The organism is Pseudomonas sp. NPDC090208 (assembly GCF_044746785.1).
GTDB lineage: Bacteria > Pseudomonadota > Gammaproteobacteria > Pseudomonadales > Pseudomonadaceae > Aquipseudomonas.
Map to the genome: position 1 here is coordinate 1 of NZ_JBIVCU010000028.1, position 26,929 is coordinate 26,929.

The following is a 26,929-nucleotide window of genomic DNA, read 5'->3' on the forward strand; positions in this document are numbered from 1 at the left end:
AGGGCATGCCGAGCCTGTGGCGAGGCACCGTATGGCGGGGATAAGAGCCCTTGGTTACTTGGGGCTTTTCCAAGTAACTCGCCGCCAGGCGAAACAGGGCTGCGTTAGCAGATCAGCAATACATCAGACACACCGCGTGCGCAGGTTTTACGACGACTTTGTCGCCGGTCGCGGGCAAGCCACGCTCCTACAAGGTTTGCGTAAGTCGCCGCCAGGCGAAACAGGGCTGCGTTAGCAGATCAGCAATCTATCAGACACACCGCGTGCGCAGGTTTTACGACGACTTCGTCGCCGATCGCGGGCAAGCCACGCTCCTACAAGGTTTGCGTAAGTCGCCGTCAGGCGAAACAGGGCTGCGTTAGCAGATCAGCAATCCATCAGACACACCGCGTGCGCAGGTTTTACGACGACTTCGTCGCCGATCGCGGGCAAGCCACGCTCCTACAGGTTTGCGTAACTCGCCGCCAGGCGAAACAGAGCTGCGTTAGCAGATCAGCAATCCAAATGACACACCGCGTGCGCAGGTTTTACGACGACTTCGTCGCCGCTCGCAGGACAAGCCAGCTCCTACAGCCGATCGCAGGACAAGCCAGCTCCTACAGCCGATCGCAGGACAAGCCAGCTCCTACAGCCGATCGCGGGCAAGCGCGCTCCTGCGTTACAGCCGCCAGCGACCAACCGATCAGTCACCTCAATTTGGCGCCCGCCATCATTTAAGCGACAATGCCCGCCAGTTTCCGGAGTCCCCCATGTCTGAATCCATAGAAAGCCTGGCCGCCGACGCGGTCCTTGATGCCACCGGGCTCAACTGCCCGGAACCGGTCATGATGCTGCACCAGAAAGTACGCGACCTCCACGCCGGCGGCTTGCTCAAAGTCATCGCCACCGACCCGTCGACCCAACGCGACATCCCCAAATTCTGCGTATTCCTCGGCCACGAACTGATCGACAAACAGGCCGCAGACGGCGTCTTCCTCTACTGGATCCGCAAGAAGCAGGACTGAACGCGGGTCAATCCCCCGTTCGCGGCGCTGGCCCGAGGGCTCGTCAGCGCCTACACTGCGGCCACCTCTCGGAGCCCCCACCATGCGCATAGTTGCTGACGAAAACATCCCCCTGCTCGACGCCTTTTTTGCCGGTTTCGGCGAGATCCGCCGCTACCCGGGACGCACCCTCGACCGCGCCGCCGTGGCCGACGCCGACATCCTGCTGGTGCGCTCGGTGAGCAAAGTGAACCGCGAGTTGCTGGAAGGCACTTCGGTGCGTTTCGTCGGCACCTGCACCATCGGCACCGATCACCTCGACCTCGATTACTTCAACGAAGCCGGCATCCAGTGGTCCAGCGCACCGGGCTGCAACGCCCGAGGCGTGGTCGATTACGTGCTCGGCAGCCTGCTGACCCTGGCGGAAATCGAAGGCGTCGACCTCGCTCAGCGCACCTATGGCGTGGTGGGCGCGGGGCAGGTCGGCGGGCGCTTGATCAAGGTGCTGCGCGGTCTCGGCTGGAACGTGCTGGTCTGCGACCCGCCGCGTCAGGCAGCAGAGGGCGGCGACTATGTCAGCCTCGACGAGATCATCCAGCGCTGCGACGTCATCAGCTTGCACACCCCTCTGGAAAAATCCGGTCCGGCGCCCACCTGGCACCTGTTCGACCGCGCCCGCCTGCGGCAGCTCAAGGAAGGCACCTGGCTGATCAACGCCGCCCGTGGCCCGGTGATCGACAACGCCGCGCTGCGTGACGTGTTGCTGGCGCGGGACGATCTGCAGGCAGTGCTGGATGTCTGGGAAGAGGAGCCGCTGGTGGACCTGGATCTGGCTGAACTGTGCGTGATCGGCACCCCGCACATTGCCGGCTACAGCCTCGACGGTCGTCAGCGCGGCACCGCGCAGATCTACCAGGCGTTGTGCGCTCATCTGGGGCAGGCGCCGAGCATCCAGCTCGATGACCTGCTGCCCAGACCCTGGCTGGCGCAGGTCAGTCTGGACGCCGCCACCGATCCGGCGTGGGCCCTGAACATGCTCTGCCGTGGGGTCTACGATCCGCGCCGTGACGACGCGGACTTCCGCCGCAGTCTGGTGGAAGACCCAGCCAGTCAGCGCCTGAACTTCGACGCCCTGCGCAAGCAGTACCCGCCACGCCGGGAAATCGAAGGGCTGCGGGTAAAAGTCAATGGCCAGTCGCCTGAACTGCTGCGGATCGTTCAGGCGCTGGGTGCTGTCGCGGTCGACGACTGAATCAGTCCTGATATTTTTCGATATAGGCCTGTAGCGCCGCAGTGATCGAGGCGGGCGCCAGTTCCTGATACTGGCCGAGGCGTTGCAGCGATTGCGTCGCTTCGGTCCAGGCATCCTTGCGATCCTCGGTGCCGACGACCGGGGCGTTGGTCAGTTTGACGAAGCTGCTGACGGTGCACGGCGTGGTCATCAGTTCGTTGCGTTCGATACGGTGCGTCTGTATTTCGAGAGGGATGTTCACACCGTTTTCGTCGACGAACTCATGCGGCGTCAGGCTGTTCACGCGGTCGCAGCGACTGTGGCACAGCTGTGTGGTGGTGCGCAGTTTGCCGAAGCCACGCTCATACATGCGAATCTCTGACCCGCCGACCCGCATGCAGGCCAGCTCCAGAGCGCCCAGAATCGCTTCGGCATTGTCGATGCTGGCCTGAATGGTTTCGATCTCCACGAAGCGCTCAAGCAGACCTTTGTCGAGGCTATTGAGTGCGCGCTTGATGGTCGACATGTGCACGAAATCTTTCTTGCAGCCGATCATGTGGACATCGAACTGGTACTTCGCGAACACCGGGCCGGCGATGATCTCGGCGGCGTTCGGCGTGTCCATCGCCGACTCCAGGATGATGTTGTACAAGCCCGACGTCGCGTATTCGAAAATCTTCCCGCCCAGTTCACGGATGAAGGTTTCGGTGTGGGCATAGCGTGCGGTGACGTCGAGGTCGGCGAATTCGCTGTAGCGCGGGTGCAACTCGCGAAAGCTTTCCTTGTACAGGGGAACGAAGTTCTTGTAGCGCGGCTGTTTGAGCAGCGTGTTGTTCAGCATGTACGTCTTGCCTGCACCGGGCACACCGACCACGGTGAGGATTTTCGGGCCGGGATTACCGTCCTCGCCAATGTCGCGAGTGACGTCGAACAGCGTGGCGGAAAGTGTCTGAAACGCGCTTTCCAGTTCTGCCGGGGTGTAGGGGTATTGGTTTGCAGAGGACATCCTGTCTTCCTTTTTTGCGGTGATTGAAGGCGCGGACGTAATAACAGGCCGCCTGCCACTGCAAGCCCCTGAACCTGCAATCGTGTTACCGAATGTTTATTCGCAGGCATAAAAAACCCGGTCAGTGACCGGGTTTCAGGGCAACGAATTCATTACTCTTGTTTTTCCGGTTTGACCCAGTACTTCTCACATTCCTGACAGGCGGATTGCACCATTTCTTCAGTGATCAGGATTTCCTTCCCGTCCTTGTCAAGGATGGCTCCGCCCAGTTGCAGCTCGGGCTGAGGCCGGACGACGGGTTCGTGACTGCCGCTGTTTTGCAAGCTCATGGCCTGTCTCCTCAGATTGTCCGCTTCAGGTTAATCACGCCTGATGACCGCGCCGTGACATCCCTTGGCACCTCAGACGCAGATCCAGTCCATCAGAAACGATGTGAAATCACCACCTCGCCGTTAGACCGATCCACTCTAACCGTCCATGGCCAGAGGCATAACGCGCCCCTGCCTGCGGCCGGGCACCTATACCCAGACTGGCCGATGCCGGTGGAGTTCAGCGCAACACGACGAGCGTGCAGAGAGCAGGGGGTGTAGGCTCTGCGGCTGTGTCCTGCTGCGGGTAATGTTCATGTCTTCATTGTTTTCCGGTCGTCAGCGTCATGCCCTGCGCCTGGCGCTGCGGATGATCGCGCCGTATCGCGCGCGGGCCATCGGTGCGCTGGTGGCGCTGGTGATCACCGCCGGCATCACCCTGTCGCTGGGGCAGGGCATCCGGTTGATGGTCGATCAGGGCTTTCTGACCCGTTCGGCCACGTCGCTCAACGAAAGCATCGGCCTGTTCATGTTGCTGATCCTGGCGCTGGCCGCCGGGACGTTTGCGCGCTTCTACCTGGTGTCGTGGATCGGCGAGCGGGTGGTAGCGGACCTGCGCAAGCAGGTGTTCGATCATCTGGTCAGCCTGCACCCCGGTTTTTACGAGAACAACCGCAGCTCGGAAATCCAGTCGCGGCTGACCGCCGACACCACGCTGTTGCAGTCGGTGATCGGCTCGTCGCTGTCGATGTTCCTGCGCAATGCGCTGATGGTGATCGGCGGCGTGATCCTGCTGTTCTTCACCAACCCCAAGCTGACCGGCATCGTGGTGTTGGCGCTGCCGCTGGTGGTGGCGCCGATTCTGGTGTTTGGCCGGCGCGTGCGCAGCCTGTCGCGGGAAAGCCAGGACCGTATCGCCGACGTCGGCAGTTACGTCGCCGAGGCGCTGGGTCAGATCAAGACCGTGCAGGCCTACAACCATCAGCAGGAAGACCGTCTGCGTTTCGCGCAGACCGCCGAGGGGGCGTTCGATACCGCGCGCAAGCGGATTCTGCAGCGTTCGTGGCTGATTACCCTGGTGATCGTGCTGGTGCTCGGCGCGGTGGCGGTGATGCTCTGGGTCGGCGGCATGGACGTGATTGCCGGGCGTATTTCCGGCGGTGAACTCGCGGCGTTCGTGTTCTACAGCCTGATCGTCGGCAGCGCCTTTGGCACTTTGAGCGAAGTGATCGGCGAATTGCAGCGTGCTGCCGGCGCCGCCGAACGCATCACCGAGTTGCTGCAGGCGCGCAGCGAAATCACTCCGCCGGCCGATGAGGGACTGACCTTGCCGGAGCGGGTCAGCGGCAACCTGACCCTGGACAATGTCAGCTTCGCCTATCCGTCGCGACCGCAGCGCAACGCGGTGGAAGGCTTGAGTCTGGAGATTCGGGCCGGCGAAACCCTGGCGCTGGTCGGGCCATCAGGCGCGGGCAAGTCGACGCTGTTCGATCTGCTGCTGCGTTTCTACGATCCGCAACAGGGACAGGTGCTGCTCGACGGCGTGCCAGTGACCCGGCTCGACCCGCAAGACCTGCGCCGCTGTTTCGCCTGGGTGTCGCAGAGCCCGGCGCTGTTTTACGGCAGCGTCGAAGACAACATTCGCTACGGCAATCCGGCGGCCACGGACGAGCAGGTGCAGGCAGCGGCGCGGATCGCCCATGCCCACGAGTTCATCGAACGCCTCAACGACGGTTATCGGACTCATCTGGGCGATGGCGGGTTGGGTTTGTCCGGCGGGCAGCGCCAGCGCCTGGCGATTGCCCGAGCGTTGCTGGCCGACGCGCCGATCCTGCTGCTGGACGAGGCCACCAGTGCGCTCGATGCGCAGAGCGAACATTTGATTCAACAGGCCTTGCCGACTCTGATGCAGGGACGCACCACACTGGTGATCGCCCATCGTCTGGCGACCGTACAGAACGCCGACCGCATTGCAGTGATGGATCAGGGCAGGCTGGTGGCGGTGGGTACCCATCAACAACTGATCGCCAGCAACCCGCTGTATGCGCGGCTGGCGGCGTTGCAGTTCAATTATTCGTGACGGGTGTCGAGCGAATTCAAGGGGTGAGCGCAGGAAAACAGTGTGGGAGTGAATTCATTCGCGAAGGGCCGGTTCAACCGACACAGATCAGTCGTCTGGGTCACCGTATCGCGAATGAATTCGCTCCCACCGTTTGAAGCTTGTCAGTCCTTGCGGTATTCGCAGAGGTAAGCGGTGTCGACCAGCACTTCCAGTTCGAACTTGCTGTTGGCCGCTACGCGGAACTGATCACCGGCGTTGAAGGTTTCCCAGTCGTTGCTGCCTGGCAGCAGGACTTTCAGCGAGCCGGAGACGACGTGCATGATTTCACGGTCGGCGGTGCCGAAGTTGTATTTGCCCGGAGCCATGACGCCAATGGTGGCCGCACCTTCAGCCTGTTGGAAGGCGATGGACTTGACCGTGCCGTCGAAATACTCGTTGACCTTGAACATGACTGAACTCCTGGGAAGGGCTGAAAAAGGTCGGACAGTATGCCCAACGTATATAAAGCCGTCATCCGCTTTGATAAATGCGTCATGGCTTTGTACGAAATGCATCTGCAGGCTGGACACCTTCGGTGTAACGCACGCCATGCTGCGTTGAAAAGCGACTCGGAATGCTCATTGACGACTAGTCAACTGCGCTTCCTCGTCGCTTTGATTCGCTGGCGCTCACCCTGCGGGCCAGCCTTTGGCTGTTACTCGCAAAGCTCGTTGCGCCTTGCCTGACCTTCGCGCAAATACATTTCGTACAAACCCTCACACGGGAATGATCAGCGGCAACAGCCGCGCAGTGTTACGCGCATCGTTCAGGGCGCGGTGTTGCTGGCCGTTGAAATTCAGCCCGGCCAGTTGCAGCGCGCTGTTCAGGCCGCAGGGTTTCTGCAGCTGGCGCGCCTTGGCGAAACGTTGTTTGAGATTGAGGTGGGGCAGGTCGGCGAGTTCGCTGGTCAACTGGTGTTGTTGCCATTCGATGAGCAATTGCTGGCGGTCGTAATCGCCCCAACTGGCCCAGCCCACCAGATGAGCACGATGATGGCCGAGCCATCGCTCGAATTGCGGCCAGACCACCGGCAGCGGTGAGGCGGCGTCGACCTGGCTCTGCTGGATATGCGTCAGTTCACGGCAAAAAGGCGTCAACTGCGGGCGCCGCAGCGGCCGCACGAAACGCTCGAAGTGATCGACTTCACGACCTTCCCGATTGACCACCGACGCGCCGATTTCGATGATTTCCATCTCGGCCACCGGCCATCCGCCCTCTTCGGTGGTGGCCTCCAGATCTATCACCAGCCAGTGGGGCATCTTGGACTCCCGTTCATCATCCATGGCATCGAACTGGAGCGTAGCCATATTCGGTCGATGACGTCCAACCCCTATTGTCCGACCGGCCAGGAATCGGAGCAGCGGTGCCGGGAGCCGCACTGGGCGCACACCTGAATAAATATGGGGTTGCCCGCTTGTCTGTTGTCGGCGCCCGGCATAAATTGCGCCGCGACCCAAACAATTTGTAAGACTTTTCGTTGTGATTTGCAGGAAAGAGCGGTGACAGCGTTAGGAAAGGCGTTTTTGCCTCTGTTTGACCGTTGTCTAATCGTTCGCAAACGCATAGCTTAGCCGTACTTCGACTCGTCAAGGGGGCCCGGTCTTGATCTCCACGCCAGTGCGCATGGCTTTGAACACGCTACTGATGGCGACGACGACCCTGTGCGTCTGGCAGGCCAGTGCCAGCGAAGTGGTGCGTATCGGCGCAGCGCACTTCCCGCCTTACACGATCCGCCCCGAACGTGGCGAAGACACCGGCCTGCTGCCGCAGATGGTCAGCGCGCTGAATGCCATGCAGAGCCAATACCACTTCGAGATGGTGCCGACCTCCATTCCACGGCGTTTCCGCGATTTCCAGCAGGCGCGCTTCGACATGGCGATCTTCGAAAACCCCGGCTGGGGCTGGAAGGACATCCCCCACGAAGATGTGGACATGGGCCTGGAGGACGCGGAAATCTTCGTGGCGCACAAGATTCCGGGACGCGAACAGAATTACTTCGATGAGCTGCACGGCAAGCGGCTGGCGCTGTTCAGCGGCTATCACTACGCGTTCGCGCACTTCAATGCCGACCCCAAATTTCTCGCGGAAAACTACAACGCGACGCTGACCTATTCCCACGACAGCAATCTGTTGATGGTGCTGCGTGATCGCGCTGACGTGGCGCTGGTCACCCGTTCGTACCTGAGCACGTTCATGGCGGCCAACCCGGAAGACGCCGACCAGTTCCTGATTTCCGACCGGGTCGATCAGGTCTACCGGCATTACGCGCTGTTGCGGCCGAACGCACCGATCAGCGGCGAGCGCTTTGGTGATCTGCTCAGGCAGCTGCGGGAGAACGGGCAGATGTTCAAGATTTTCCAGCCATTCCGCATCGCGGTGACACCGCAAGCCAGCCACCACGCCATCGCGGTGGATGACGGGCGGGACTGAGCGGGGGTTGTGACGAGAGCAGGGCGGCGCTCCGGCACCGCCCTGACGTTCAGCGGTCGCGGGCTTCCTTGGCATCCATTTCCGCGTTGCGCTCATGAATGCGTTTGAGTTGTTCATCGGTCAGCGGCAGTTTTTTCGCCGAATCCTTGAGCATCAGCAAACCGCCGACGATCGAGCCGATTGCGATAACCAGAATCAACCAGGCATACCAGGGCATGGTGCTCTCCTTCTTGTGATACCGGTTTGAGCAACGGCGCCGCCCGGTGGTTCCATTGTAGGGGATGGCCGGTCAGGCGGGCAGGGCGGTCTTTGCCTGCCGCCGTGCCGAACATGGCTGTTTGCCGATCACCGGGTCCCGTCCCGCGGCAGGTTCAGCTACAATGCGCGCCGATTTCGACTTGCCAGAGAGCCCAGCCCATGTCCGCCTGCCAGACCCCTATCATCGTCGCCCTGGATTTTCCGACTCGCGAAGCCGCGTTGAATCTGGCCGACCGACTGGACCCGAAACTGACCCGGGTCAAGGTGGGCAAGGAGCTGTTCACCCGTTGCGGTCCGGACATCGTCGAGCAACTGGGCAACAAGGGTTTCGAGGTATTCCTCGATCTGAAATTCCACGATATCCCCAACACCACGGCGATGGCGGTCAAGGCCGCGGCGGAAATGGGTGTGTGGATGGTCAACGTGCACTGCTCCGGCGGCCTGCGCATGATGGCCGCCTGCCGTGATGTGCTCGACAAAAGCAATGGCGCCAAGCCGTTGCTGATCGGCGTGACCGTGCTGACCAGCATGGAGCGCGAAGACTTGGCCGGCATCGGTCTGGACATCGACCCGCAGGATCAGGTGCTGCGCTTGGCGGCATTGGCGGAAAAGGCCGGTATGGACGGCCTGGTGTGCTCGGCGCTGGAAGCCCAGGCATTGAAGAGCGCGCACCCGTCGCTGCAACTGGTGACCCCGGGGATTCGTCCGGCTGGCAGCGCCCAGGACGACCAGCGTCGCATCCTCACCCCGCGTCAGGCGCTGGACGTCGGCTCCGATTACCTGGTGATCGGCCGCCCGATCAGCCAGGCCGCCGACCCGGCCGCCGCGCTGGCAGCGGTAGTGGCCGAGCTGGCCTGAGCAAGGCCCCCACAACATCTGCGGCGTGCCTGAAATTCGCGCCGTACGCAAAACCCGTAGGAGCGGTGTACCTGTAGGAGTGAGCTTGCTCGCGATGCGTTTATCCAAACCCTGCAAGGGTGATTGACATATCGCGATCGCGAGCAAGCTCACTCCTACAAAATGTGCGGTGTGTCTGCGGTTTCAGAAGCCGTTGCGCTTTAGGATCGAATCCATGCTTTCCTTCGACGGCCGGCCATAGAACTTCAGCAGTTCCGCAGCGCGGTTGGTGAAGAAACCGTCGGCCCCACGGGCGCTGATGGCCTTGAAATCCACGGCGTCATCCACGGTGTACGGATGAATGATCAGGCCGCGTTCGTGGGCCATCTGGTTCATCCATGGCTGCACCAGATCCATGTAACTCTGATCGCCGCCATTCTTCAGCGCCGCCGCCGGTCCAGTGCCCACCGCGCCATGGGCCTTGGCCCAATCCATCCACGCGGCAAACTCTTCCTTCGATTTCACCTGCTGGCCGGCGTAATACGCAGCCTTGTCTTTGGCTCCCGAGTCCTTGAAGGATGTGTCGGACGCCGCCTGGATGTAACCGTCACCCAGCCACAGCAGCAGGATTTTCGGCGTGTTCGGCATGCTCTTCTGCAGCAGTTCCAGGCTTGGTTTCTCGAACGTCTGCAAGATCACCCGGCCCGGCGTGTGGGCGACGTTGACGTGGCCTTTCTCAGCCGCTGGACGCTGAGTCAACCAGCCGCGCTGTTCGAGTTTTTTCTTCAGGTCTTCTTCGATACCGGGAAACTGCGCCGGCACTTTGGTTTCGATGTACAGGCCAGGCTTGTTCTTGCCGCCTTCGGCGATGTCGATCACCTCATCCAGCGTCAGGATCTTCAGGCCGACATAGCTGGCGCGGGCACGCTCCGGGTGGGCCTTGTTGAACCAGGAACCGGCATCCAGGCGCTTGAGCTCTTCAAGGGTGAAGCTGCTCACCGGATCCTTGGCTCGCTCCGGATAGACCTCGGCGATGTTGGTGGTGCGTTGCAGGGTGTCGTCGTGCAACGCGATCAGCACGCCATCCTTGGTGCGCTGGATGTCCATTTCCAGGTAGTCGGCGCCCAGTTCGCGGGCCAGGGTGTAGGAGGGCACGGTTTCTTCCGGGGCATCGAACGAGGCGCCACGGTGGGCAATCACCGCCGGCCACGGCACGCCGATCTTTGCGGCCAGCGCCTTGCCCGGTTCAGCAGCAGCGTGGGCCATCCCCGACGACAACAGGACACCCGCCAGCGCGGCGGTACTCAACGTTCTGGACATTCCTTTCAGCATGGTTTGCGGTTCCTTATCAGCATGATTCATTCATGACATGGCGCAACGTTGCCCGCCGACCATAAACAGCAAGCTTCGCCTGGGGCAACCCGACTGTCGTTGTCGGGAAAAAGCGGTCGTTATGACGCGGTGCGCATTCTGCCGATGGCCGAATGCGGCGGCTTTCGGCACTATGACCAGCAGTTTCATGACTTTTCATGACGGCAAATCGTCGAGTGCGTGAACGTTTGCTTGGGCGGGCAGTTCTTTTCTTATGGAAACAAACACTTACGCGGCGTTGCTGGGTTTTGTCGACATGCTGCTGGATGCCATCTGCGTGGTCGACGCGCAGGGGCGGTTCGTCTTCGTCAGTGCGGCATCGGAGCAAATCTTCGGTTACACCCCGGCCGAGCTGATCGGTCAGCCGATGATCGAGCTGGTGCATCCCGATGACCGCGAACGCACGCTGGCCGCGGCTGGCGAAATCATGGCGGGGCGGCCCAATAGCGGCTTCGAGAACCGCTATGTGCGCAAGGATGGTCGTGTCGTTCACATCATGTGGTCGGCGCGCTGGTCGGCCGATGACGGTCTGCGCATCGCCGTGGCGCGCGACGTCACCGAGCGTAAACGGTCCGAGGCCATGCGCAGCGCGTTGTTGCGCATCTCCGAGGCTGCCCACGTGGCCAGTGACCTGCCAGCGCTGTTTCGCGAGATCCACGGCGCCATCGGCGATCTGCTGCCGGCGCAGAATTTCTACGTGGCGCTGCGCGACAAGTACAGCGGCCTGCTGAATTTCCCCTACTACGTCGACCCTGACGACCCGTTGCTGCAACAACCCATGGCCAATGCCCTGGCCAGCGAAGTGGCGGGCAACGGCAAGACCCTGTTGCTTGCGCGCTGCTGCGACGGTGAGGCGATCTCCGCCCCGGACCACCTGCTGCAACTGCTGGGCGACGACGACCTGTCATGGCTGGCGGTGCCGCTGGAAACCCAGCACGGCAACATCGGCGCGTTGCTGGTGAAAAACCACGCCGGCAGTGCGGCCTACGTCGAGCGCGACAAGGAGCTGCTGCAGTTCGTCTCGACCCAGGTCGCGGCGGCCATCGAACGCAAGCAGCTGTACGACCGGCTGAAAAGCATGGCCCAGTACGACCAGTTGACCCAGCTGCCCAACCGCATGCTGTTGCACGAGCGCCTGCAGCAATCTCTCGCCCGGGCCAAAGCCGGCAAGGGGAGGCTGGCCTTGCTGTACTTGGACCTGGACAAGTTCAAGCAGGTCAACGACACCCTCGGTCACGCCGCTGGCGACCTGCTGTTGCAGGAAGTCGCGCACCGTCTGAAGCAATGCGTGCGCGAGACCGACACCGTTTCGCGCATCGGCGGCGACGAGTTCGTGGTGCTGCTGGACCGCGTCAACACCCGCGACGATGCCGGCAGGGTTGCCGAGAAAATCTGCAAGGCGCTCAACGTGCCGATGGTCCTCAAGGGCCACGACTGGCAGATCCTGCCCAGCATCGGTATCGCCAATTACCCGGAAAACGCCACCGATCTTGCGCAGTTGTTTCGTCATGCCGATGAGGCGATGTATTGCGCGAAGAAGAGTGGAGGGAATCGTTTTCAGGGGTGAAAACCGCTCTAACTCGCGGTACTGTCTGTTTCCTTACAAATTGTTGCGGCGCAGAGACGATGAGCAAGACGGTGCTGGTACTGGTGGAAAGTGTTAACGCGTATTTGCCGATTCTGGAGCAGAGCGGCTTTCGCCTGATCCTCGCGCCGACCTCGGCCATGCGCGCAGAAGCGGTGGCGACGCGGGGCGCGGAGATCGATGCGGTGCTGACCCGTGGGCCATTGGGTTTTACCGCTGACGAGATGGCGGCATTGCCGAAGCTGGGGATCATCTGCGTGATCGGTGCCGGTTATGAGCAGGTGGACCTGCCGGCCGCTCGGGCCCGTGGCATCACCGTGACCAACGGCGCCGGGGTCAACGCCCCGAGCGTGGCCGATCACGCCATGGCGTTGCTGCTGTCGCTGGTGCGCGACATTCCCCAGGCCGACGCATCGGTGCGGCGCAGTGAATGGCGCAAACTCACGCGACCTTCCTTTGCCGGTAAACGCCTCGGTATTCTCGGCCTGGGCTCCGTGGGGCTGGCGATCGCCAGACGCGCGCTGGGTTTCGACATGCAGGTCAACTACCACAGCCGTTCGCCCCGCGCCGGTGTCGATTTCCAGTACTGCGCAACGCCGCTGGAGCTGGCCCGTGAATCCGACTTCCTGATCGTCGCCACTCCCGGCGGCAGCGACACGCGGCACCTGATAGACAAGGCGGCCATCGAGGCGCTGGGGGCGGAAGGTTTCCTCGTCAACATCGCCCGCGCCAGCGTGGTCGACACCGAAGCGCTGGTCGATGCGCTGCAACATGGCCGCCTGGCCGGGGCCGCACTGGACGTGTTCGATGATGAACCGCAGGTGCCGGACACCCTGAAGGCGCTGCACAACGTGGTGCTGACACCCCATGTCGCCGGACTGTCGCCGGAAGCTTCGCGCGGCACGGTGGAAATGGTCGCGAAAAACCTGCTGGCGTTCTACGCAGGGCAACCTGTGCTGACCCCGGTGCCATGATGACCCCGTCCGGATGACGGACCTCTGTGGGAGCCGGCTTGCTGGCGAATGCGACAGGCCAGTCAACATTGATACGCCTGATCAAGCGCGTTCGCCAGCAAGCCGGCTCCTACAGGTATGGCGGCGGGTTGCAATCACTGATCTTTCTTTCCAACAACAAAAAAGGATTTCTCCATGTCTGCATCTTCCCCCCTGAAAGTCGCTCTGGTCACCGGCGCCGGCAGCGGCATTGGTCGTGCCGTTGCCCTGCAATTGCTGGAGGACGGTTTTGCCGTGGTCCTCGCCGGGCGGCGTCCGGAGCCGCTGATCGAGCTGGCGGAACAGGCGAAGGCGGTGGGCCGTCAGGCGCTGGCAGTGCCTACCGACGTACGCGATGCGGCCAGTGTCGACGCGCTGTTCGCGACGATCGAAAGCACCTTCGGACGGCTGGATGTGTCGTTCAACAATGCCGGTATCGGTGCTCCGGCGGTGCCGATGGACGAGCTGTCCGTCGAGCAATGGAAGAACGTCGTCGATACCAACGTCACCGGCATGTTCCTCTGCGTGCGTGGTGCCTTCGGCCTGATGCGCCGGCAGGTGCCGCAGGGCGGGCGGATCATCAACAACGGATCGATCTCGGCGCACACGCCACGGCTGTTCAGCTCGCCATACACCGCCAGCAAACACGCGGTGCTGGGGCTGACCAAAAGCACGGCGCTGGACGGTCGGGCCTACAACATCACCTGCGGCCAGATCGACATCGGCAACGCCCTGACCGAGATGACCGACCGCATGACCAAAGGCGTGCCTCAGGCCGACGGCAGCCTGATGGTGGAGCCGACCATGGACGTGAAACACGTGGCCGAAGCGGTGAGCTACATGGCCGCGCTGCCGTTGTCGGCCAATGTGCTGAACATGACCGTCATGGCCAGCAACATGCCGTTTGTGGGGCGTGGCTGATGCGCGATGCATAAACCCGTAGGAGCGCGCTTGCCCGCGATGGCGCAATATTTGTAGGAGTGAGCTTGCTCGCGATAGCGACAGGTCAGTCGACACAGTGCCGTCCGACAAGCCGCCATCGCGAGCAAGCTCACTCCTACAATGGGTCTGTGTGCAATCCGTTGTTTCGTCCAAAACCCCGAGTGATCTGTCCAACATCGCCCGCCGTGTTCTTTGCACACTGAAGCCCTGTTGAACAACCGTCATTCGAGAACCTGACCATGAGCGAATTTGTCATCGCACCGGTCGCCGCGCCGTCGCTGGCCGTGGCCGGTACATCCAGCCGTTTTCCGATCCGCCGCGTTTTCTGCGTGGGTCGCAACTATTCCGAACACGCCCGCGAAATGGGCCACGACCCGGATCGCGAGCCGCCGTTTTTCTTCATGAAACCGGCCGACGCCGTGGTCCCGGCTGAAGGCCGCATCGCCTATCCGCCACTGACCGCCGACCTGCACCACGAAATCGAACTGGTGGTCGCTATCGGCAAGGACGGCGTCGACATCAATCCCGAAGACGCCCTCAGCCACGTCTGGGGCTACGGCGTGGGCCTGGACCTGACCCGCCGCGACTTGCAGGCCCAAGCCAAGAAAATGGGCCGTCCGTGGGAGTGGGCCAAGGCCTTCGACGCTTCCGCGCCCGCCACCGCCTTGTTGCCGGTGAGCAAGGTCGGCCATCCCGACAGCGGCTCGATCTGGCTCGACGTCAACGGCGAAACCCGCCAGCGCGGCGATCTGGCCGATCAGATCTGGCCGGTCAAAGACGTGATCGCCTACCTGTCGCAATCGGTCGGCATCAAGGCCGGCGACCTGATCTACACCGGCACGCCTGCCGGGGTCGGCGCACTGCAACGCGGCGATGTGGTCACGGCCGGCATCGACGGCATCGGCGAACTGAGCGTCACCGTTTCCTGAGTTGCAAGCCATAAGCGGCAAGCCGCAAGTTGGAAGCTTGCCGCTTGCCGCTCCCACCCTGTAGCGTGTGCATTTTGTTCAGGCTTCAGGCGATGGCGAAATCCCCCCGCATCCAGACCTATGGCATGCAGCAGCGCAGCGACCGCATGGATTTCTATATCCGTGACAAGTCGGCGCGTCCGGCCCTGACCGAGCCCCATCGTCACGAATACTTCCAGATCCAGATCAACCTCGGCGGCGACACCGTGCAGCACATCGGCGGTGCGGTCCGGCCGTTTCCGCGCAACACCCTGGCGTTCATCCTGCCGCATCGGCTGCATGTGATCCCGCATCCGGAAGACGGCAACTTCGTGTTGATCAACTTCTCTCAGGATTTCCTCCTGCAGCATGTGCAATGCGATCCGATGGACCTGGAAGACGTGCCCCTGAGCGAAGCCCCGGAGCTGGCGCCGTTCCGTTTTCAAGAGCATCTGGATTTCATCCTCGATGATGCTGATTTCGCCGACGTGACGCGCTTGCTGGAGCTGATGCGCGATGCCGACCAGGCCCGCCAGCTGGGTTCGGCATCGATCCTGCGTGGTTATCTGCTGCAACTGATCGGCACGGTCTGCAACCTGTTCGAACCGCAGCTGCGCGCGATGGCCGCCGACAAAGCCGAACGACGCGGGCGCCGCGATGCCATGGGCCGGGTGATGGCCTATATCCGCGAACACATCGCCGACCCGGCCATGACCCTGACCGATGCCGCAGCGGCGGCCTTTCTCTCGCCCAACTACCTGACCCACCTGCTGCGCAAGGAGACTGGCAACACCTTCTCCGAACTGGTGCTGGAACGGCGCATGCGCCTGGCGCGCACGCAATTGATGAACAGCGACAAGCCGCTGAGCCATATCGCCGAGGTTTGCGGTTTTACTGACGAGGCGTATTTCTCCCGGCGTTTCCGCAAGGCCCATGGCGTGCCGCCAGGGCAGTTCCGACGGGAGCAGCGGGGCGCTTGACCCCATCGCACCCTGTAGGAGCGCGCTTGCCCGCGAACGCGTCAGATCAGGCACATCACCGTGACTGATCCAGCGCATTCGCCAGCAAGCCGGCTCCTACGGCCTTCGGCCAGCAGCGGTTCGTAGCACCACCACCGACCGTCCGACGATGGCGCAATATCAGGCCAGCCTGAGGTTCCCGGTCAGTTCGTTTAACAGCGCCGACACCGAGCGCAATGCCCGGCAGTCAGCACGGGTCAGCAGCCACAGGCCGGTGTCGTACCCCTGCAACGGCTCGCTCAGCGTCTGGAATTCGCCATCGGCCACCATGAAGTCCGGCAGCGCCGCCACGCCCATGCCGGCGCGCACCAGTTGCGCGACGGTCAGCATCGAGCTGCAGCGATAGGCCAGGTTCACCCCGGGCAGATGCTGGCGCCGCCAACTCACGGTGGGGTGGTCGGGCAGGAAGTCGTCCGGCGCGATCCAGTCCATTTCCGCCAGTCCGTTCGGCGCGCAGCGTTGCAGATACGCCTGGCTGGCATAGACCCGGTAAGACACCGTGCCCAGCCGCGTGCCGACTAGATGCTCCGGCGGTGAGTTGGTCAGGCGCAGGGCGATGTCGGCATCGCGACGGCTGAGGTTGGCGAAGGTGCTGGAGGTGTTCAGTTCCAGCTTCAGCGCCGGATAGTTCGGCATGAAGCGGGCGAGGGCGGGCAGCAACAGGCTCTGCAGCACCGCTTCGGTACAGGTCAGGCGCACGCTGCCGCTGACGATCTGCTGGCCCTGTTCCAGGCTGATCTGCGCCAGGGCCAGGGCTTGTTCCGCGCTTTCCGCTTGTTGTGCCAGCAGCAGCGCGGCGCTGGTCGGCTGATAACCGGCGCGGCTCTTGTCGAACAGCGCCGTACCCACCGCCGTTTCCAGCCGGCGCACCGCGCGAAACACCGTGGACACATCGACTTTGAGCAGTTCTGCCGCCCGGGCCAGGGTTTTGCCGCGTACCAGGGCGAGGATCAGATGAAGGTCGCTGTGGTTGATTCGATATTGCATAGCTGCACTGATCACTTGTCCAAACGCCAATTTTGATTGCGTGGCGACAAGCTTAAAGTGGGCGACGCCAGACGGCAAAAACGTTTTCGACATCAGGGAGCAGTCATGCAGCAACAGAGCATTCGCATCGCATTGGTCGGCGATTACGACGAAGACGTACCGGCCCACCAGGCCATACCACCGGCGTTGGACAGAGTCGCCGGGGAGGCAGGGATTGAAGTGGCCTTCGACTGGCTGCCGACCACCGAAGTGGGCAGCGGTCAGGTACTGGAAGGCTACGACGGCATCTGGTGTGTACCGGCCAGCCCTTATCGCGACATGGACGGCGCGTTGACCGCAATCCGCTTTGCCCGCGAGCGCTCGGTGCCGTTTCTCGGCACCTGCGGCGGTTTTCAGCATGCGCTGCTGGAATACGCCCGCAATCATCTGGGCTGGGCCGATGCTGAACACGCAGAAACGGCGCCGGAGTCGGATCACGCCATCATCACGCCGCTCAGTTGCTCGCTGGTCGAAGCGTTTGCACCGATTCGCCTGCTGACCGGTTCGCGTATCGCCGAGGCGTACGGCGCGCTGGATACCGAAGAGCGTTATCGCTGCCGCTATGGTCTGCGCAAGGACCTGGAACGGGCGATGTTCGCCGGTCCGTTGAAGGTCAGCGGTTACGACCACGATGATGAAGTGCGGGCGATGGAGCTGGACGGCCATCCGTTTTTCGTCGCGACCCTGTTCCAACCCGAGCGTGCCGCGCTGCAAGGCATCACGCCGCCGCTGGTCAAGGCGTTCGTGCAGGCCTGTGCGCAGCAAGGAGAAGGGAGATGATGGTCGATACCTTGCCGCTGCCGTATTACGCGGTGATCTTCAGTTCGATCCGCACCGGGCAGGACGCCGAAGACTACGACCAGGCCGCGCAGCGGATGCTCGAATTGGTCCGTGAGCAGCCGGGCTTTCTGGGTGTGGAGTCGGTGCGCGGTGAGGATGGCTTCGGCATCACCGTCTCCTATTGGGCCAGCGAGCAGGCGATTCTGGCGTGGAAAGAACATCCCGAGCACCGGGAGATCCGTCAGCGTGGGCGTTCAACGTGGTATCAGCGCTGTACCACGCGGGTCACCAGGGTTGAGAGAAATTACAACTAGTCCTTGTGACTCATCCTCAGGCACGATGGCGCGAGGGCCCACCCATTGGCAGAGTGGGCCCCGCGAACAGCCTGAGGAGCCCCCATGAGCGACAGACACAACCATGCCGTATCGGTGCCGGACGGCCTGATCATCGCGCCGCAGCCGGTCTGCCATGTCACCCATCTGCGCAAGGCGACTCGCCGTATCACGTTGCTCTATGACGCCTTGCTGGCGCCCACCGGTCTGCGTTCGACCCAGCGCGGCATCCTGATGCAGGTTGCCCGTTGTCAGGTGGCGAGCATGTCGGAGCTGGCGGCGGCGTTGATGATCGACCGTTCGGCGCTGGCGCAGAACCTCAAGCCGCTGGAGCGCGAAGGCTGGCTGAACATCAGCGTCGATCCGCAGGACAAGCGCAGCCGTCTGGTACGTCTGACCCAGGCCGGCATGAACAAGCTGCTGGAAAGCCAGCCATTGTGGGAACAGGCCCAGGCGAGCTTCGAAAACGGCTACGGCGCCGAGCCGGCGGCGCAACTGCGCAAGGCGCTGATCGCAGTGGCTGCAGGCAGTTACGAGGGCGCCGAAGACGTGTGAGGCGTGCGCCGTCTTACTCGGTGGCGGTCGCTATTCTCGCTGGGGTCTGACGCGCTGCCTGCCGCCGTCCGCTTTGCAGCACGAACACCCCGCCCAGAATCGCTGCGATCGCCACCACGTCCAGCCCATGCACCGGCTCGCCGGCGATGAACACACCGATCAGCAGGGCAATCACCGAGGGCAGGTAGGTCGCCGACGCTGCTACCACTGCGCCCAGTCGCTCGACGATGAAGTAATACAGGATGAATGCCACGCCGGTGCCGGTCAGGCCCAGACCCAGCGACACGCCGAGCAGCGCCTTGGGGCTGTCGATGATGTGCTCCATGCCCTGACGGTCCGTGACCAGCAGCAGGATCAGCAGCGCCAGACCGATCTGATAAGTGCTCAGCGCAGCGGCGGGGATGTTCAGGCCGGTGAGAAAACGCTTGGCGTAAACGAACGAGCCGCCAATGCTCAGCGAGCCGAGCGCCATGTACCACACGCCTTCCAGCGAGATCGCCGCCGTGCCGGTGGCCCACGGGCGGGCAATCAGCATCACGCCGAAAAAGCCCATCAGGGTGCCGGCGGTCATCCGCGCGTTGAGCTTTTCCTCACGCAGAAAGAGAAAGGTGCAGATGAAGGTGAACAGCGGGATCGCACCGCTGAGCAGCCCGGCGATACCGGATGGCATCAGCGTGGCGGCCCTGGCGTAGAAGTAGTAATAGACCGCCGTCGCCAACAGGGCCATGACCAGAAAATGATGCAGGTGGCGGGCGTGACGCCAGCTCAGCGAGCGGGTGATCAGGGCATAGATCAGGATCGGCAGGAAACCGAAAAACGAACGCAGCAGCACCACCTGCGCCGGCGAAATCCATTCCACCGCCCACTTCATGTACATGAAGTTGGTGCCCCAGATCAGCCCGAGCAGGGCGAAGGCAAAGTAAGCGATGTTTTTCATGGAAGTCGGTCTGCCGCACAAGTCTTGGGGAGGCGATTGTGCGCGGCGACGCGATCCGTTACAAATCATCATCTCTACGGCATGAAATAGAAAAACTGCACCATGAAAGCCTCCCCACCGCTAAAAGCGCTGCTGTGTTTCGATGCGGCGATGCGATTGCACAGTTTTTCTCTTGCGGCCGACGAACTGAACGTGACCCCCGGCGCGGTCGGCCAGCAGATTCGTAATCTGGAACAGTGGCTGGGCGTGGCACTGTTCGCGCGGCAGATCCGCCAGATCCAGCCGACCCCCGATGGCCTCGCGTACTGGGCGCAGATCCAGCCGGCGCTGGCGCAGATCATCGATGCCAGCCACGCCTTGCGCGACCGCCACAACAACAATGTCTGGCTGAACATGCCGCCGAGCCTGGCCGCCAAATGGTTCGCCCGGCGCATGGCCGGATTTCTGGAAAGCCATCCCGGTGTGGCGTTGCATTTGAGTTCTTCGATTGCTCTGACCGATTTCAGCAGCGAGCGGGTGGATTTGGCGATCCGTCATTTCGACGGACACGCGCCGGAACTGGATGTGCAGCTGCTGCATCAGGACGACGCGCGGGTCTATTGCAGCCCGACCTACGCGCAACAGCTGCAGTTGCAGGCGCCGGCTGACCTGCGCCGGACCACGCTGTTGCACAACACCCTGCACCCGCACTGGCCGGAATGGCTGCAGCGCTTTGCCGGTATCGCTGAGCAGGAACAGAGAAAGATCCCCGGCATCCATTTCGACCAGTCATTGATGGCGGTCGAAGCGGCGCGCAGGCATCAGGGCGTGGTCATCACCAGCGAATGGTTGACCCAGGAAGAAGTGGCGAGCGGGGTATTGATCGAACCGTTCGCCGAGCGTCTGCCGTTGGCGAAAGGGTATTACCTGGTGCAGCCGAAACACTCGATCCTGCGCCCGACGGTGCAGGCGTTGAAGGAGTGGTTGCTGGAGCAGGCGCGGGGAGAGGAGACGGTGTAGATCTGCTGCGAACCGCACGCGGAAGTGTGGGAGGGAGCTATATGGGGTGGCAGATTTCGACAGGGCGCCGAAAACCTTTGTAGGAGCCGGCTTGCTGGCGAACCCGGTAGGACCGTCACCCTCGTGGTGACTGAATGACCGTGTTCGCCAGCAAGCCGGCTCCTGCTGGTGATTTATGCAATGCGCCGAGGGATTACGGCATTACCGGCGGGATATACGCGAGGGTGGCGCCCAGTGCCCACAGCAGGAACAGCACCAGCGGCGTGTGCACCAGCAACTGCACGAAGGAGAAACCGATCAGGTCCCGCGCCTTCAGGCCCAGCACGCCCAGCAACGGCAGCATGTAGAACGGGTTGATCAGGTTCGGCAGCGCCTCGGCGGCGTTGTAGATCTGCACCGCCCAGCCCAGGTGGTATTTCAGGTCATTGGCGACCTGCATCACGTAGGGCGCCTCGATGATCCACTTGCCGCCGCCGGACGGAATGAAGAAGCCAAGAATCGCCGAGTACACGCCCATCAGCAGCGCATAGGTGTCGTGGGAGGCGATGCTGGTGAAGAAGGTCGAGATGTGGTGCGCAACAGTCTGTGCATCACCGCCCTTGACCGTGGTCAGCAACGCGGCGATCGAACCGTACAGCGGGAACTGGATCAGCACGCCGGTGGTGGTCGGCACGGCACGGGCCACGGCGTCGAGGAAGCTGCGCGGACGCCAGTGCAGCAGAGCGCCGACCATGATGAACAGGAAGTTGTAGGTGTTCAGGCCGGAAATCGCGGTGATCGCAGGCTTGGTGCTGAACTCGTTGTACAGCCAGCCGGACGCCAGCACCACCATCAGAATGATCAGCAGCGGGCTGTATTCCAGCCACTCGCCCGGACGGGTGCGCGGTGCCAGTGGCGGCATGCTGAAAGCCGGATCGATACCGCAATCCTTGGCCTGGCGGGCACTGTTCGGGCCGGGCGCGGTGGCGTAGGCGACGATGATCGAGATCACCACCAGTGCCAGCAGCATCACGCCGGACTGCCAGAGGAAGATGGTCTGGGTGAACGGAATCATGCCGGTGATCGCCAGGATCGACGGCGGCAGACTGGCCGGGTTGGCTTGCAGCTGTGCAGCCGACGACGACAGACCCAGTGCCCACACGGCGCCCAGGCCCAGATAGGCGGCGGCGCCAGCGGCGCGGTAGTCCATCTTCAGGTCGGTGCGACGGGCCAGGGCGCGTACCAGCAGGCCGCCAAAGACCAGCGACAGGCCCCAGTTGAGCAGCGAGGCGACCATCGAGATCAGCGCGACCCAGGCAACGGCTGAACGGCCGTTTTTCGGGATGCGCGCCAGACGGTCGATCAGTTTGACGGCGGGCGGCGAACTGGCGACCACGTAACCACCGATGACCACGAAGGCCATCTGCATGGTGAACGGGATCAGGCTCCAGAAACCGTCGCCGAAGGCTTTGGCGGTGTCGGCGGGTTTGGCGCCGATGACCAGGGTCGCCAGGGTGACGATGACCACGGCCAGGGCGGCGAACACCCAGGAATCCGGGAACCAGCGTTCCGCCCACTGGGCGCAACGCAGGGCAAATCGGGCGGAGCGGCTTTCTTCGATATCGGCGGCCACGATGTTTTTACCTCTTGGAGTTATTTTTGGTGCTATTGGGCATAGCTGTTTTTAGTGTTGGCGGTGATGCAAAAAAGGTCCGGGTGTAGATATAGCAAAGCCCCTTCATCGCTGAAGGGGCAGCATGGCATAACAAAATGATGCGATTGTGTAGGAGTGAGCTTGCTCGCGATGCTTTCGATCAGGCACTGCGTGGGTGGCTGGTCTACGGCATCGCGAGCAAGCTCACTCCTACACAAGATGTGGCGGCCGCTCCCATAGGTCACGCGAAGGTCTCTGTGGGAGCGCATTCATTCGCGATGGCAGGCGCCGCCTGTTTTCAGAATGTCATCTCGACCACATCGTCCGGCACGATCAGCTTGCCGGCAGTCTTGGCGACGATTTCTTCGATGCTCACGCCCGGTGCGGTTTCGCGCAGGATGAAAGCGCCGTTTTCGATTTCCAGGTAGGCCAGGTCCGTCAGCACCTTCTTGATGCAGCCGGCACCGGTCAGTGGCAGGCTGCAACGGGACAGCAGCTTGGACTCGCCGTCCTTGGAGGCGTGGGTCATGGTGACGATGATGTTGTCGGCACCGGCCACCAGGTCCATCGCGCCGCCCATGCCCTTGACCAGCTTGCCGGGAATCATCCACGAGGCGATGTTGCCTTCGACGTCGACTTCAAACGCGCCCAGCACGGTCAGGTCGACGTGGCCGCCACGGATCATGGCGAAGGATTCGGCGGAGGAGAAGATCGACGCGCCGGTGCGCGCGGTCACGGTCTGCTTGCCGGCGTTGATCATGTCGGCGTCGATGGTCGCTTCGGTGGGGAATTCACCCATGCCGAGCAGGCCGTTTTCCGATTGCAGCATCACGTCGATGCCTTTCGGCACGTAGTTGGCGACCAGGGTCGGAATGCCGATGCCCAGGTTCACGTAAAAGCCGTCTTGCAGTTCGCGCGCAACGCGCTGTGCCATTTGTTCGCGGGAGAGTGCCATGGTTCGGGTCTCTTTTATTCTGTCCGGTGGCCGATCTGTGCGTGTCCGGTCGACGCTGGCGGTGTTCTTTCAAAGCACCGCCGGCAAGCCGGACTGCTACGGATCACAAGGGGTGACGTCAGGCTTTCTTGACCGTGCGCTGTTCGATGCGCTTCTCGAAAGTGCCCAGGATCACGCGATCGACATAAATGCCGGGGGTGTGGATTTCGGTCGGCAGCAGCACGCCCGGCTCAACGATTTCCTCGACCTCGACCACGGTGATCTTGCCGGCGGTGGCGACCACCGGGTTGAAGTTCTGCGCGGTGTGGCGGTAGACGACGTTGCCGAAGTGGTCGGCTTTCCAGCCCTTGATGATGGCGAAGTCGCCGGTGATGGCTTCTTCAAGAATCACGTTGCGACCGTTGAACTGGCGCACTTCCTTGCCTTCGGCAACCGGGGTGCCGTAGCCGGTGGCGGTATAGAAAGCGGGGATACCGGCACCGCCTGCGCGCATTTTTTCAGCGAGGGTGCCTTGCGGGGTGAGTTCGACTTCCAGCTCGCCGCTGAGCAGTTGGCGCTCGAACAGGGCGTTTTCGCCGACATAGGAGGCGATCATCTTACGGATCTGCCGGTCTTCCAGCAGGATGCCCAGGCCGAAACCGTCGACGCCGCAGTTGTTGGACACAACCGTCAGGCCTTTCACGCCCATGCGCTTGATCTGCGCGATGAGGTTTTCCGGGATACCGCACAGGCCGAAACCGCCGGCCAGTACTGTCATGTTGTCAGTCAGCCCGGCAAGGGCTTCTTCGTAGGTTGCTACTCGTTTGTCGAGTCCGGCCATGATGTTGTAGTCCCCGCTTCGTTGTAGTTGTGTCCGACAATTTCTTGCCGGAGAGCGTTGGTCGCATCTTCACCCGCACCCAGTGATTTGTTAATTTTGTTTTTTTCATAAATTGATAAAGAAAATAAATATATGAATGTCAAACAGCTCCGCGCCTTTCTCGCCGTCGCGCAGTGTCTGAGCTTTGCTCAGGCGGGGGAGCGGCTGCACCTGTCGCAGCCGGCGCTGAGCCTGACGATCAAGGCGCTGGAGGACGATCTGGGTGGGCAATTGCTGACCCGCACCACGCGTTCGGTCAGCCTGACACCGGAAGGCGAGGCACTGCTGCCGCTGGCCCGGCAACTGCTCGCCGACTGGGACAACACCGAAGAACTGTTGCGCCAGCGCTTCACGTTGCAGATGGGCAAGGTCTCGATTGCGGCCATGCCGTCGTTCGCCGGCAACCTGCTGCCGATTGCGCTGAAGGTTTTTCGCGAGCGCTATCCACGGGTCAACGTCGCGGTGCATGACGTGATCAACGAACAAGTGCTGGAGATGGTCGATCACCGCCGGGTCGAACTGGGCATCGGCTTCGAGCCCGAGTCGAGCAACCACCTGACCTTCACCCCGTTCTACACCGACCGCTTCGTTGCGGTGGTGCCGGTGGATTCGCCGCTGGCCGAGCAGGGCGTGGTGAGCTGGGATGAACTGCTGCACCACGACTTCATCACCCTGCAACGACCGTCGGCGGTGCGCCTGCTGCTGGAGCAGGACCTGCAAACCCAGCACGGCAAGTTGTCGGTGGCGTTCGAGAGTCATCAACTGGCAACGGTGGGGCGCATGGTCGCCAACGGCCTTGGGGTCAGCGCGGTGCCGTCGTTGTGCATCCGCCAGATGGAAGAGCTCGGCGCCCGCTGCATCGCCCTGGAAGGCCCGCGCATCGAACGGCGCATTGGCCTGATGACCCAGGCCGATCACAAGCTGTCGGCGGCGGCGCAGGCGTTGCGGGATGTGTTGATCGAGTGTGCGGTGGAGGCGAACGAATCGCGGTGATGGTCACCGGTGGGAGCGGACCGATTGTTGATGGACCCAATGATCAACTGTGGGAGTGAATTCATTCGCGATGAGGCCGCGTCAGACGACGTATTGATATCGACCGAACGGGCCTCATCGCGGATAAATCCGCTCCCACAAAGAGAACCCCGAACGGCGGCTATGAGTACTTATTCATCTAAATGAATGGATGAATGGTAGGGCTTTTCGGCCACTTTATAAGAAAAATTCACTGCGACGACTTGCCGCATCCGGTATCGTTCGGTCGTCTGAAACAAATTGTTTCAGAAAATCCTTCAATAAGAATCGAACGAAAAAGGGGTTCCGCTTGGATTTATCGTCTGCTGCGTGGGTGTTCCATGACACTCGCCTGATCATTTGTTGCCTGGTGGCCATCGCCACGATCATCGTGCTGATCAGCCTGACCCGGCTGCCACCGTTTCTCTCGATTCTGCTGGGTGCGTTCATTGCCGGTATCGGCGCAGGCCTGCCGGCGGAAGCCGTGGCCAAGGCGTTCAGCAAGGGCGCCGGGGGCATTCTCGGCGAGGCGGGGATCATCATTGCCCTGGGCGCGATGCTCGGCGCGCTGATGGCGGAGTCGGGCGCGGCGGACCGGATCGCCTCGACCCTGCTCGGGCTGGGCAAGGGCAAGACCCTGCCGTGGGTGATGGCGCTGGTGGCGATGGTCATCGGCCTGCCGCTGTTCTTTGAAGTCGGTCTGGTGATGATGGTGCCGATCATCTTCGTCATGGCCCGCCAGTCCAACCTGCCGCTGCTGAAGATCGCCATCCCGGCATTGGCCGGCATGACCACCCTGCATGCGCTGATGCCGCCGCACCCCGGTCCGCTGATTGCCGTCAGCGCCTTGCACGCCGACCTTGGCCTGACCATGTTGCTGGGTTTCTGCATCGCCGTGCCGGCGGTGATTCTGGCAGGTCCGCTGTATGGCAACTGGCTGTCGCGTCGTCTGCACATCGAAGCGCCTGCCGAACTGGGCGAGCTGTTCTCGGCCAAACCCCGTGCTGCCCGCCAGCCGAGTTTCGGCATTTCCCTGCTGATCATTCTGTTGCCGGTGATTCTCATGCTTGGCAGCACCCTGGCCAAGGTGGCGATGGAGCCGGAAAGCGGTGTCGCACTGACCCTGAAATTCCTCGGCGAGCCGCTGGTGGCGTTGACGATTGCGGTGGTGGCGGCGGTGATCTGCCTGGGCTGGGCCAACGGCATTTCCCGTGAGCAGGTCGGTTCGACTCTGCGCAAAAGCCTGGCGCCGATTGCCGTGCTGTTGCTGACCATCGGTGCCGGTGGCGGTCTCAAGCAGACCCTGCTGGATGCCGGTGTCAGCCAGACCATCAGTAAGGTCGCCGAAGGCGCGCACATGCCGTATCTGCTGCTGGCCTGGCTGATCGCTGTGGCGCTGCGCCAGGCCACCGGTTCGGCGACGGTGGCGACCACCACCACCGCGGGCATTCTGGCGCCGATGATGGCTGGCCTGGCACCCGTTGAAGCATCGCTGGTGGCGCTGGTGATCGGTGCCGGTTCGGTGTTCTTCTGCCACGTCAACGATGCAGGTTTCTGGATGGTCCGCGAGTACTTCGGTCTGCAACTGAAGCAGACGATCTGGGTCTGGTCGGTGTTGCAGACCATCGTCTCGGTGGTAGGGCTGATCGGTACGTCGCTGTTGTGGCATTGGTTGGTCTGAAGCCACGCCGCAACATCCTGTAGGAGCTGGCTTGCCCTGCGAGCGGCTGCGAAGCAGTCGTAAAATCGGCAAACGCGGTGTATCAGGTAAACCGTGTGCTTAGGTTTTACGACGATTTCATCGCCGCTCGCAGGACAAGCCAGCTCCTACA

27 protein-coding genes are annotated in these 26,929 nt (G+C 62.2%); 16 read left to right on the forward strand and 11 right to left on the reverse strand.

What is annotated here, in order from left to right:
- Positions 1 to 749 precede the first annotated feature (749 nt).
- On the forward strand, positions 750 to 1,004 hold the full coding sequence (tusA, locus tag ACIPL0_RS29500) for a sulfurtransferase TusA (protein ID WP_400602644.1): 255 nt from the start codon (positions 750 to 752) through the stop codon (positions 1,002 to 1,004).
- An 82-nt stretch (positions 1,005 to 1,086) separates the two neighbouring features.
- Positions 1,087 to 2,235 (forward strand): 4-phosphoerythronate dehydrogenase PdxB, encoded by a 1,149-nt coding sequence (gene pdxB / locus ACIPL0_RS29505; RefSeq protein ID WP_400602646.1) that lies wholly within the window; start codon positions 1,087 to 1,089, stop codon positions 2,233 to 2,235.
- Position 2,236: 1 nt separating this feature from the next.
- Here the strand turns inward: pdxB and ACIPL0_RS29510 are convergent, their stop codons facing one another.
- Both ACIPL0_RS29510 and ACIPL0_RS29515 read right to left on the reverse strand, forming a co-directional pair.
- On the reverse strand, positions 2,237 to 3,220 hold the full coding sequence (locus ACIPL0_RS29510; protein WP_400602648.1) for a zeta toxin family protein: 984 nt from the start codon (positions 3,218 to 3,220) through the stop codon (positions 2,237 to 2,239).
- A 152-nt stretch (positions 3,221 to 3,372) separates the two neighbouring features.
- Positions 3,373 to 3,549 carry a PA1571 family protein gene (locus ACIPL0_RS29515; RefSeq protein ID WP_400602650.1) on the reverse strand — a complete coding sequence of 59 codons (177 nt, stop codon included), beginning with the start codon at positions 3,547 to 3,549 and terminating at the stop codon, positions 3,373 to 3,375.
- Between the two features lie 295 nt (positions 3,550 to 3,844).
- Between ACIPL0_RS29515 and ACIPL0_RS29520 the strand changes: the two genes are divergently transcribed.
- Entirely contained in the window at positions 3,845 to 5,608 is a 1,764-nt protein-coding gene (locus ACIPL0_RS29520; RefSeq protein WP_400602652.1) for an ABC transporter transmembrane domain-containing protein, read from the forward strand.
- A 143-nt stretch (positions 5,609 to 5,751) separates the two neighbouring features.
- Here the strand turns inward: ACIPL0_RS29520 and ACIPL0_RS29525 are convergent, their stop codons facing one another.
- Together ACIPL0_RS29525 and ACIPL0_RS29530 are read right to left on the reverse strand one after the other, a co-directional pair.
- A complete protein-coding gene (locus tag ACIPL0_RS29525) occupies positions 5,752 to 6,039 on the reverse strand; it encodes a pyrimidine/purine nucleoside phosphorylase (RefSeq protein ID WP_400602654.1) in 288 nt (95 codons plus the stop codon).
- Between the two features lie 306 nt (positions 6,040 to 6,345).
- Positions 6,346 to 6,888 (reverse strand): exonuclease domain-containing protein, encoded by a 543-nt coding sequence (locus ACIPL0_RS29530; RefSeq protein WP_400602738.1) that lies wholly within the window; start codon positions 6,886 to 6,888, stop codon positions 6,346 to 6,348.
- Positions 6,889 to 7,234: 346 nt separating this feature from the next.
- Here ACIPL0_RS29530 and ACIPL0_RS29535 point away from each other — a divergent pair, with 346 nt between their 5' ends.
- Positions 7,235 to 8,059: a substrate-binding periplasmic protein gene (locus tag ACIPL0_RS29535; protein ID WP_400602740.1), complete on the forward strand. Its 825-nt coding sequence runs from the start codon at positions 7,235 to 7,237 to the stop codon at positions 8,057 to 8,059.
- A gap of 49 nt (positions 8,060 to 8,108) precedes the next feature.
- Here the strand turns inward: ACIPL0_RS29535 and ACIPL0_RS29540 are convergent, their stop codons facing one another.
- The gene (locus ACIPL0_RS29540) at positions 8,109 to 8,276 is read right to left on the reverse strand and encodes a DUF2897 family protein (RefSeq protein ID WP_400602656.1); all 168 of its coding nucleotides are present in this window, start codon (positions 8,274 to 8,276) and stop codon (positions 8,109 to 8,111) included.
- A gap of 200 nt (positions 8,277 to 8,476) precedes the next feature.
- Here ACIPL0_RS29540 and pyrF point away from each other — a divergent pair, with 200 nt between their 5' ends.
- Positions 8,477 to 9,175 carry an orotidine-5'-phosphate decarboxylase gene (gene pyrF / locus ACIPL0_RS29545; protein ID WP_400602658.1) on the forward strand — a complete coding sequence of 233 codons (699 nt, stop codon included), beginning with the start codon at positions 8,477 to 8,479 and terminating at the stop codon, positions 9,173 to 9,175.
- A gap of 183 nt (positions 9,176 to 9,358) precedes the next feature.
- On the opposite strand, the gene ACIPL0_RS29550 is transcribed toward pyrF, so the two are convergent.
- Positions 9,359 to 10,474, reverse strand: coding sequence for a glycerophosphodiester phosphodiesterase (locus tag ACIPL0_RS29550; protein WP_400602742.1), 1,116 nt, complete (start codon positions 10,472 to 10,474; stop codon positions 9,359 to 9,361).
- A 265-nt stretch (positions 10,475 to 10,739) separates the two neighbouring features.
- Here ACIPL0_RS29550 and ACIPL0_RS29555 point away from each other — a divergent pair, with 265 nt between their 5' ends.
- The 5 genes from ACIPL0_RS29555 to ACIPL0_RS29575 all read left to right on the forward strand — a co-directional run bounded on the left by ACIPL0_RS29555 (position 10,740) and on the right by ACIPL0_RS29575 (position 15,971).
- Positions 10,740 to 12,092, forward strand: coding sequence for a diguanylate cyclase domain-containing protein (locus tag ACIPL0_RS29555; protein ID WP_400602660.1), 1,353 nt, complete (start codon positions 10,740 to 10,742; stop codon positions 12,090 to 12,092).
- Positions 12,093 to 12,151: 59 nt separating this feature from the next.
- Entirely contained in the window at positions 12,152 to 13,084 is a 933-nt protein-coding gene (locus tag ACIPL0_RS29560) for a 2-hydroxyacid dehydrogenase (protein WP_400602662.1), read from the forward strand.
- A 174-nt stretch (positions 13,085 to 13,258) separates the two neighbouring features.
- Entirely contained in the window at positions 13,259 to 14,023 is a 765-nt protein-coding gene (locus ACIPL0_RS29565) for an SDR family oxidoreductase (RefSeq protein WP_400602664.1), read from the forward strand.
- Positions 14,024 to 14,283: 260 nt separating this feature from the next.
- Positions 14,284 to 14,973: a fumarylacetoacetate hydrolase family protein gene (locus ACIPL0_RS29570; protein WP_400602666.1), complete on the forward strand. Its 690-nt coding sequence runs from the start codon at positions 14,284 to 14,286 to the stop codon at positions 14,971 to 14,973.
- Positions 14,974 to 15,065: 92 nt separating this feature from the next.
- Positions 15,066 to 15,971, forward strand: a complete 906-nt coding sequence (locus ACIPL0_RS29575; RefSeq protein WP_400602668.1) for an AraC family transcriptional regulator — start codon at positions 15,066 to 15,068, stop codon at positions 15,969 to 15,971.
- A gap of 159 nt (positions 15,972 to 16,130) precedes the next feature.
- Here the strand turns inward: ACIPL0_RS29575 and ACIPL0_RS29580 are convergent, their stop codons facing one another.
- Positions 16,131 to 17,090: a LysR family transcriptional regulator gene (locus tag ACIPL0_RS29580; protein WP_400602670.1), complete on the reverse strand. Its 960-nt coding sequence runs from the start codon at positions 17,088 to 17,090 to the stop codon at positions 16,131 to 16,133.
- A 12-nt stretch (positions 17,091 to 17,102) separates the two neighbouring features.
- Between ACIPL0_RS29580 and ACIPL0_RS29585 the strand changes: the two genes are divergently transcribed.
- From ACIPL0_RS29585 to ACIPL0_RS29595, 3 genes are all read left to right on the forward strand, one after another.
- Positions 17,103 to 17,816 (forward strand): CTP synthase, encoded by a 714-nt coding sequence (locus ACIPL0_RS29585; protein ID WP_400602672.1) that lies wholly within the window; start codon positions 17,103 to 17,105, stop codon positions 17,814 to 17,816.
- Positions 17,813 to 18,130, forward strand: a complete 318-nt coding sequence (locus ACIPL0_RS29590) for an antibiotic biosynthesis monooxygenase family protein (protein ID WP_400602674.1) — start codon at positions 17,813 to 17,815, stop codon at positions 18,128 to 18,130. Before ACIPL0_RS29585 ends, ACIPL0_RS29590 begins: the two co-directional genes overlap by 4 nt.
- Before the next feature lie 84 nt (positions 18,131 to 18,214).
- A complete protein-coding gene (locus ACIPL0_RS29595) occupies positions 18,215 to 18,703 on the forward strand; it encodes a MarR family winged helix-turn-helix transcriptional regulator (RefSeq protein WP_400602676.1) in 489 nt (162 codons plus the stop codon).
- Between the two features lie 13 nt (positions 18,704 to 18,716).
- Here ACIPL0_RS29595 and ACIPL0_RS29600 read toward each other — a convergent pair whose 3' ends face one another.
- The gene (locus tag ACIPL0_RS29600; protein WP_400602678.1) at positions 18,717 to 19,640 is read right to left on the reverse strand and encodes a DMT family transporter; all 924 of its coding nucleotides are present in this window, start codon (positions 19,638 to 19,640) and stop codon (positions 18,717 to 18,719) included.
- A 102-nt stretch (positions 19,641 to 19,742) separates the two neighbouring features.
- On the opposite strand from ACIPL0_RS29600, the gene ACIPL0_RS29605 reads away from it, so the two are divergent.
- Positions 19,743 to 20,639, forward strand: a complete 897-nt coding sequence (locus ACIPL0_RS29605; protein WP_400602680.1) for a LysR substrate-binding domain-containing protein — start codon at positions 19,743 to 19,745, stop codon at positions 20,637 to 20,639.
- A gap of 193 nt (positions 20,640 to 20,832) precedes the next feature.
- On the opposite strand, the gene ACIPL0_RS29610 is transcribed toward ACIPL0_RS29605, so the two are convergent.
- The 3 genes from ACIPL0_RS29610 to ACIPL0_RS29620 all read right to left on the reverse strand — a co-directional run bounded on the left by ACIPL0_RS29610 (position 20,833) and on the right by ACIPL0_RS29620 (position 24,047).
- A complete protein-coding gene (locus ACIPL0_RS29610; protein WP_400602682.1) occupies positions 20,833 to 22,251 on the reverse strand; it encodes a short-chain fatty acid transporter in 1,419 nt (472 codons plus the stop codon).
- A 319-nt stretch (positions 22,252 to 22,570) separates the two neighbouring features.
- Positions 22,571 to 23,227, reverse strand: coding sequence for a CoA transferase subunit B (locus ACIPL0_RS29615; RefSeq protein WP_400602684.1), 657 nt, complete (start codon positions 23,225 to 23,227; stop codon positions 22,571 to 22,573).
- Positions 23,228 to 23,345: 118 nt separating this feature from the next.
- A complete protein-coding gene (locus ACIPL0_RS29620; protein ID WP_400602686.1) occupies positions 23,346 to 24,047 on the reverse strand; it encodes a CoA transferase subunit A in 702 nt (233 codons plus the stop codon).
- A gap of 132 nt (positions 24,048 to 24,179) precedes the next feature.
- Here ACIPL0_RS29620 and ACIPL0_RS29625 point away from each other — a divergent pair, with 132 nt between their 5' ends.
- Together ACIPL0_RS29625 and ACIPL0_RS29630 are read left to right on the forward strand one after the other, a co-directional pair.
- Positions 24,180 to 25,079 carry a LysR family transcriptional regulator gene (locus ACIPL0_RS29625; protein ID WP_400602688.1) on the forward strand — a complete coding sequence of 300 codons (900 nt, stop codon included), beginning with the start codon at positions 24,180 to 24,182 and terminating at the stop codon, positions 25,077 to 25,079.
- Between the two features lie 328 nt (positions 25,080 to 25,407).
- Complete coding sequence (locus tag ACIPL0_RS29630; protein WP_400602690.1) at positions 25,408 to 26,778, forward strand: gluconate:H+ symporter; 1,371 nt, start codon at positions 25,408 to 25,410, stop codon at positions 26,776 to 26,778.
- Positions 26,779 to 26,929: the final 151 nt, after the last annotated feature.

Excerpts from the sequence above, each read along its gene's own strand:
- ACIPL0_RS29515 (WP_400602650.1), bottom strand. The coding sequence starts at position 3,549 with ATGAGCTTGCAAAACAGCGGCAGTCACGAACCCGTCGTCCGGCCTCAG.
- ACIPL0_RS29510 (WP_400602648.1), bottom strand. The coding sequence starts at position 3,220 with ATGTCCTCTGCAAACCAATACCCCTACACCCCGGCAGAACTGGAAAGC.
- ACIPL0_RS29580 (WP_400602670.1), bottom strand. The coding sequence starts at position 17,090 with ATGTCGAAAACGTTTTTGCCGTCTGGCGTCGCCCACTTTAAGCTTGTC.
- pdxB (WP_400602646.1), top strand. The coding sequence starts at position 1,087 with ATGCGCATAGTTGCTGACGAAAACATCCCCCTGCTCGACGCCTTTTTT.
- ACIPL0_RS29520 (WP_400602652.1), top strand. The coding sequence starts at position 3,845 with ATGTCTTCATTGTTTTCCGGTCGTCAGCGTCATGCCCTGCGCCTGGCG.
- ACIPL0_RS29565 (WP_400602664.1), top strand. The coding sequence starts at position 13,259 with ATGTCTGCATCTTCCCCCCTGAAAGTCGCTCTGGTCACCGGCGCCGGC.
- pyrF (WP_400602658.1), top strand. The coding sequence starts at position 8,477 with ATGTCCGCCTGCCAGACCCCTATCATCGTCGCCCTGGATTTTCCGACT.
- ACIPL0_RS29585 (WP_400602672.1), top strand. The coding sequence starts at position 17,103 with ATGCAGCAACAGAGCATTCGCATCGCATTGGTCGGCGATTACGACGAA.
- ACIPL0_RS29550 (WP_400602742.1), bottom strand. The coding sequence starts at position 10,474 with ATGTCCAGAACGTTGAGTACCGCCGCGCTGGCGGGTGTCCTGTTGTCG.
- ACIPL0_RS29615 (WP_400602684.1), bottom strand. The coding sequence starts at position 23,227 with ATGGCACTCTCCCGCGAACAAATGGCACAGCGCGTTGCGCGCGAACTG.
- ACIPL0_RS29595 (WP_400602676.1), top strand. The coding sequence starts at position 18,215 with ATGAGCGACAGACACAACCATGCCGTATCGGTGCCGGACGGCCTGATC.
- ACIPL0_RS29605 (WP_400602680.1), top strand. The coding sequence starts at position 19,743 with ATGAAAGCCTCCCCACCGCTAAAAGCGCTGCTGTGTTTCGATGCGGCG.
- tusA (WP_400602644.1), top strand. The coding sequence starts at position 750 with ATGTCTGAATCCATAGAAAGCCTGGCCGCCGACGCGGTCCTTGATGCC.
- ACIPL0_RS29620 (WP_400602686.1), bottom strand. The coding sequence starts at position 24,047 with ATGGCCGGACTCGACAAACGAGTAGCAACCTACGAAGAAGCCCTTGCC.
- ACIPL0_RS29575 (WP_400602668.1), top strand. The coding sequence starts at position 15,066 with ATGGCGAAATCCCCCCGCATCCAGACCTATGGCATGCAGCAGCGCAGC.
- ACIPL0_RS29570 (WP_400602666.1), top strand. The coding sequence starts at position 14,284 with ATGAGCGAATTTGTCATCGCACCGGTCGCCGCGCCGTCGCTGGCCGTG.
- ACIPL0_RS29590 (WP_400602674.1), top strand. The coding sequence starts at position 17,813 with ATGATGGTCGATACCTTGCCGCTGCCGTATTACGCGGTGATCTTCAGT.
- ACIPL0_RS29525 (WP_400602654.1), bottom strand. The coding sequence starts at position 6,039 with ATGTTCAAGGTCAACGAGTATTTCGACGGCACGGTCAAGTCCATCGCC.
- ACIPL0_RS29555 (WP_400602660.1), top strand. The coding sequence starts at position 10,740 with ATGGAAACAAACACTTACGCGGCGTTGCTGGGTTTTGTCGACATGCTG.
- ACIPL0_RS29560 (WP_400602662.1), top strand. The coding sequence starts at position 12,152 with ATGAGCAAGACGGTGCTGGTACTGGTGGAAAGTGTTAACGCGTATTTG.
- ACIPL0_RS29600 (WP_400602678.1), bottom strand. The coding sequence starts at position 19,640 with ATGAAAAACATCGCTTACTTTGCCTTCGCCCTGCTCGGGCTGATCTGG.
- ACIPL0_RS29540 (WP_400602656.1), bottom strand. The coding sequence starts at position 8,276 with ATGCCCTGGTATGCCTGGTTGATTCTGGTTATCGCAATCGGCTCGATC.
- ACIPL0_RS29625 (WP_400602688.1), top strand. The coding sequence starts at position 24,180 with ATGAATGTCAAACAGCTCCGCGCCTTTCTCGCCGTCGCGCAGTGTCTG.
- ACIPL0_RS29530 (WP_400602738.1), bottom strand. The coding sequence starts at position 6,888 with ATGCCCCACTGGCTGGTGATAGATCTGGAGGCCACCACCGAAGAGGGC.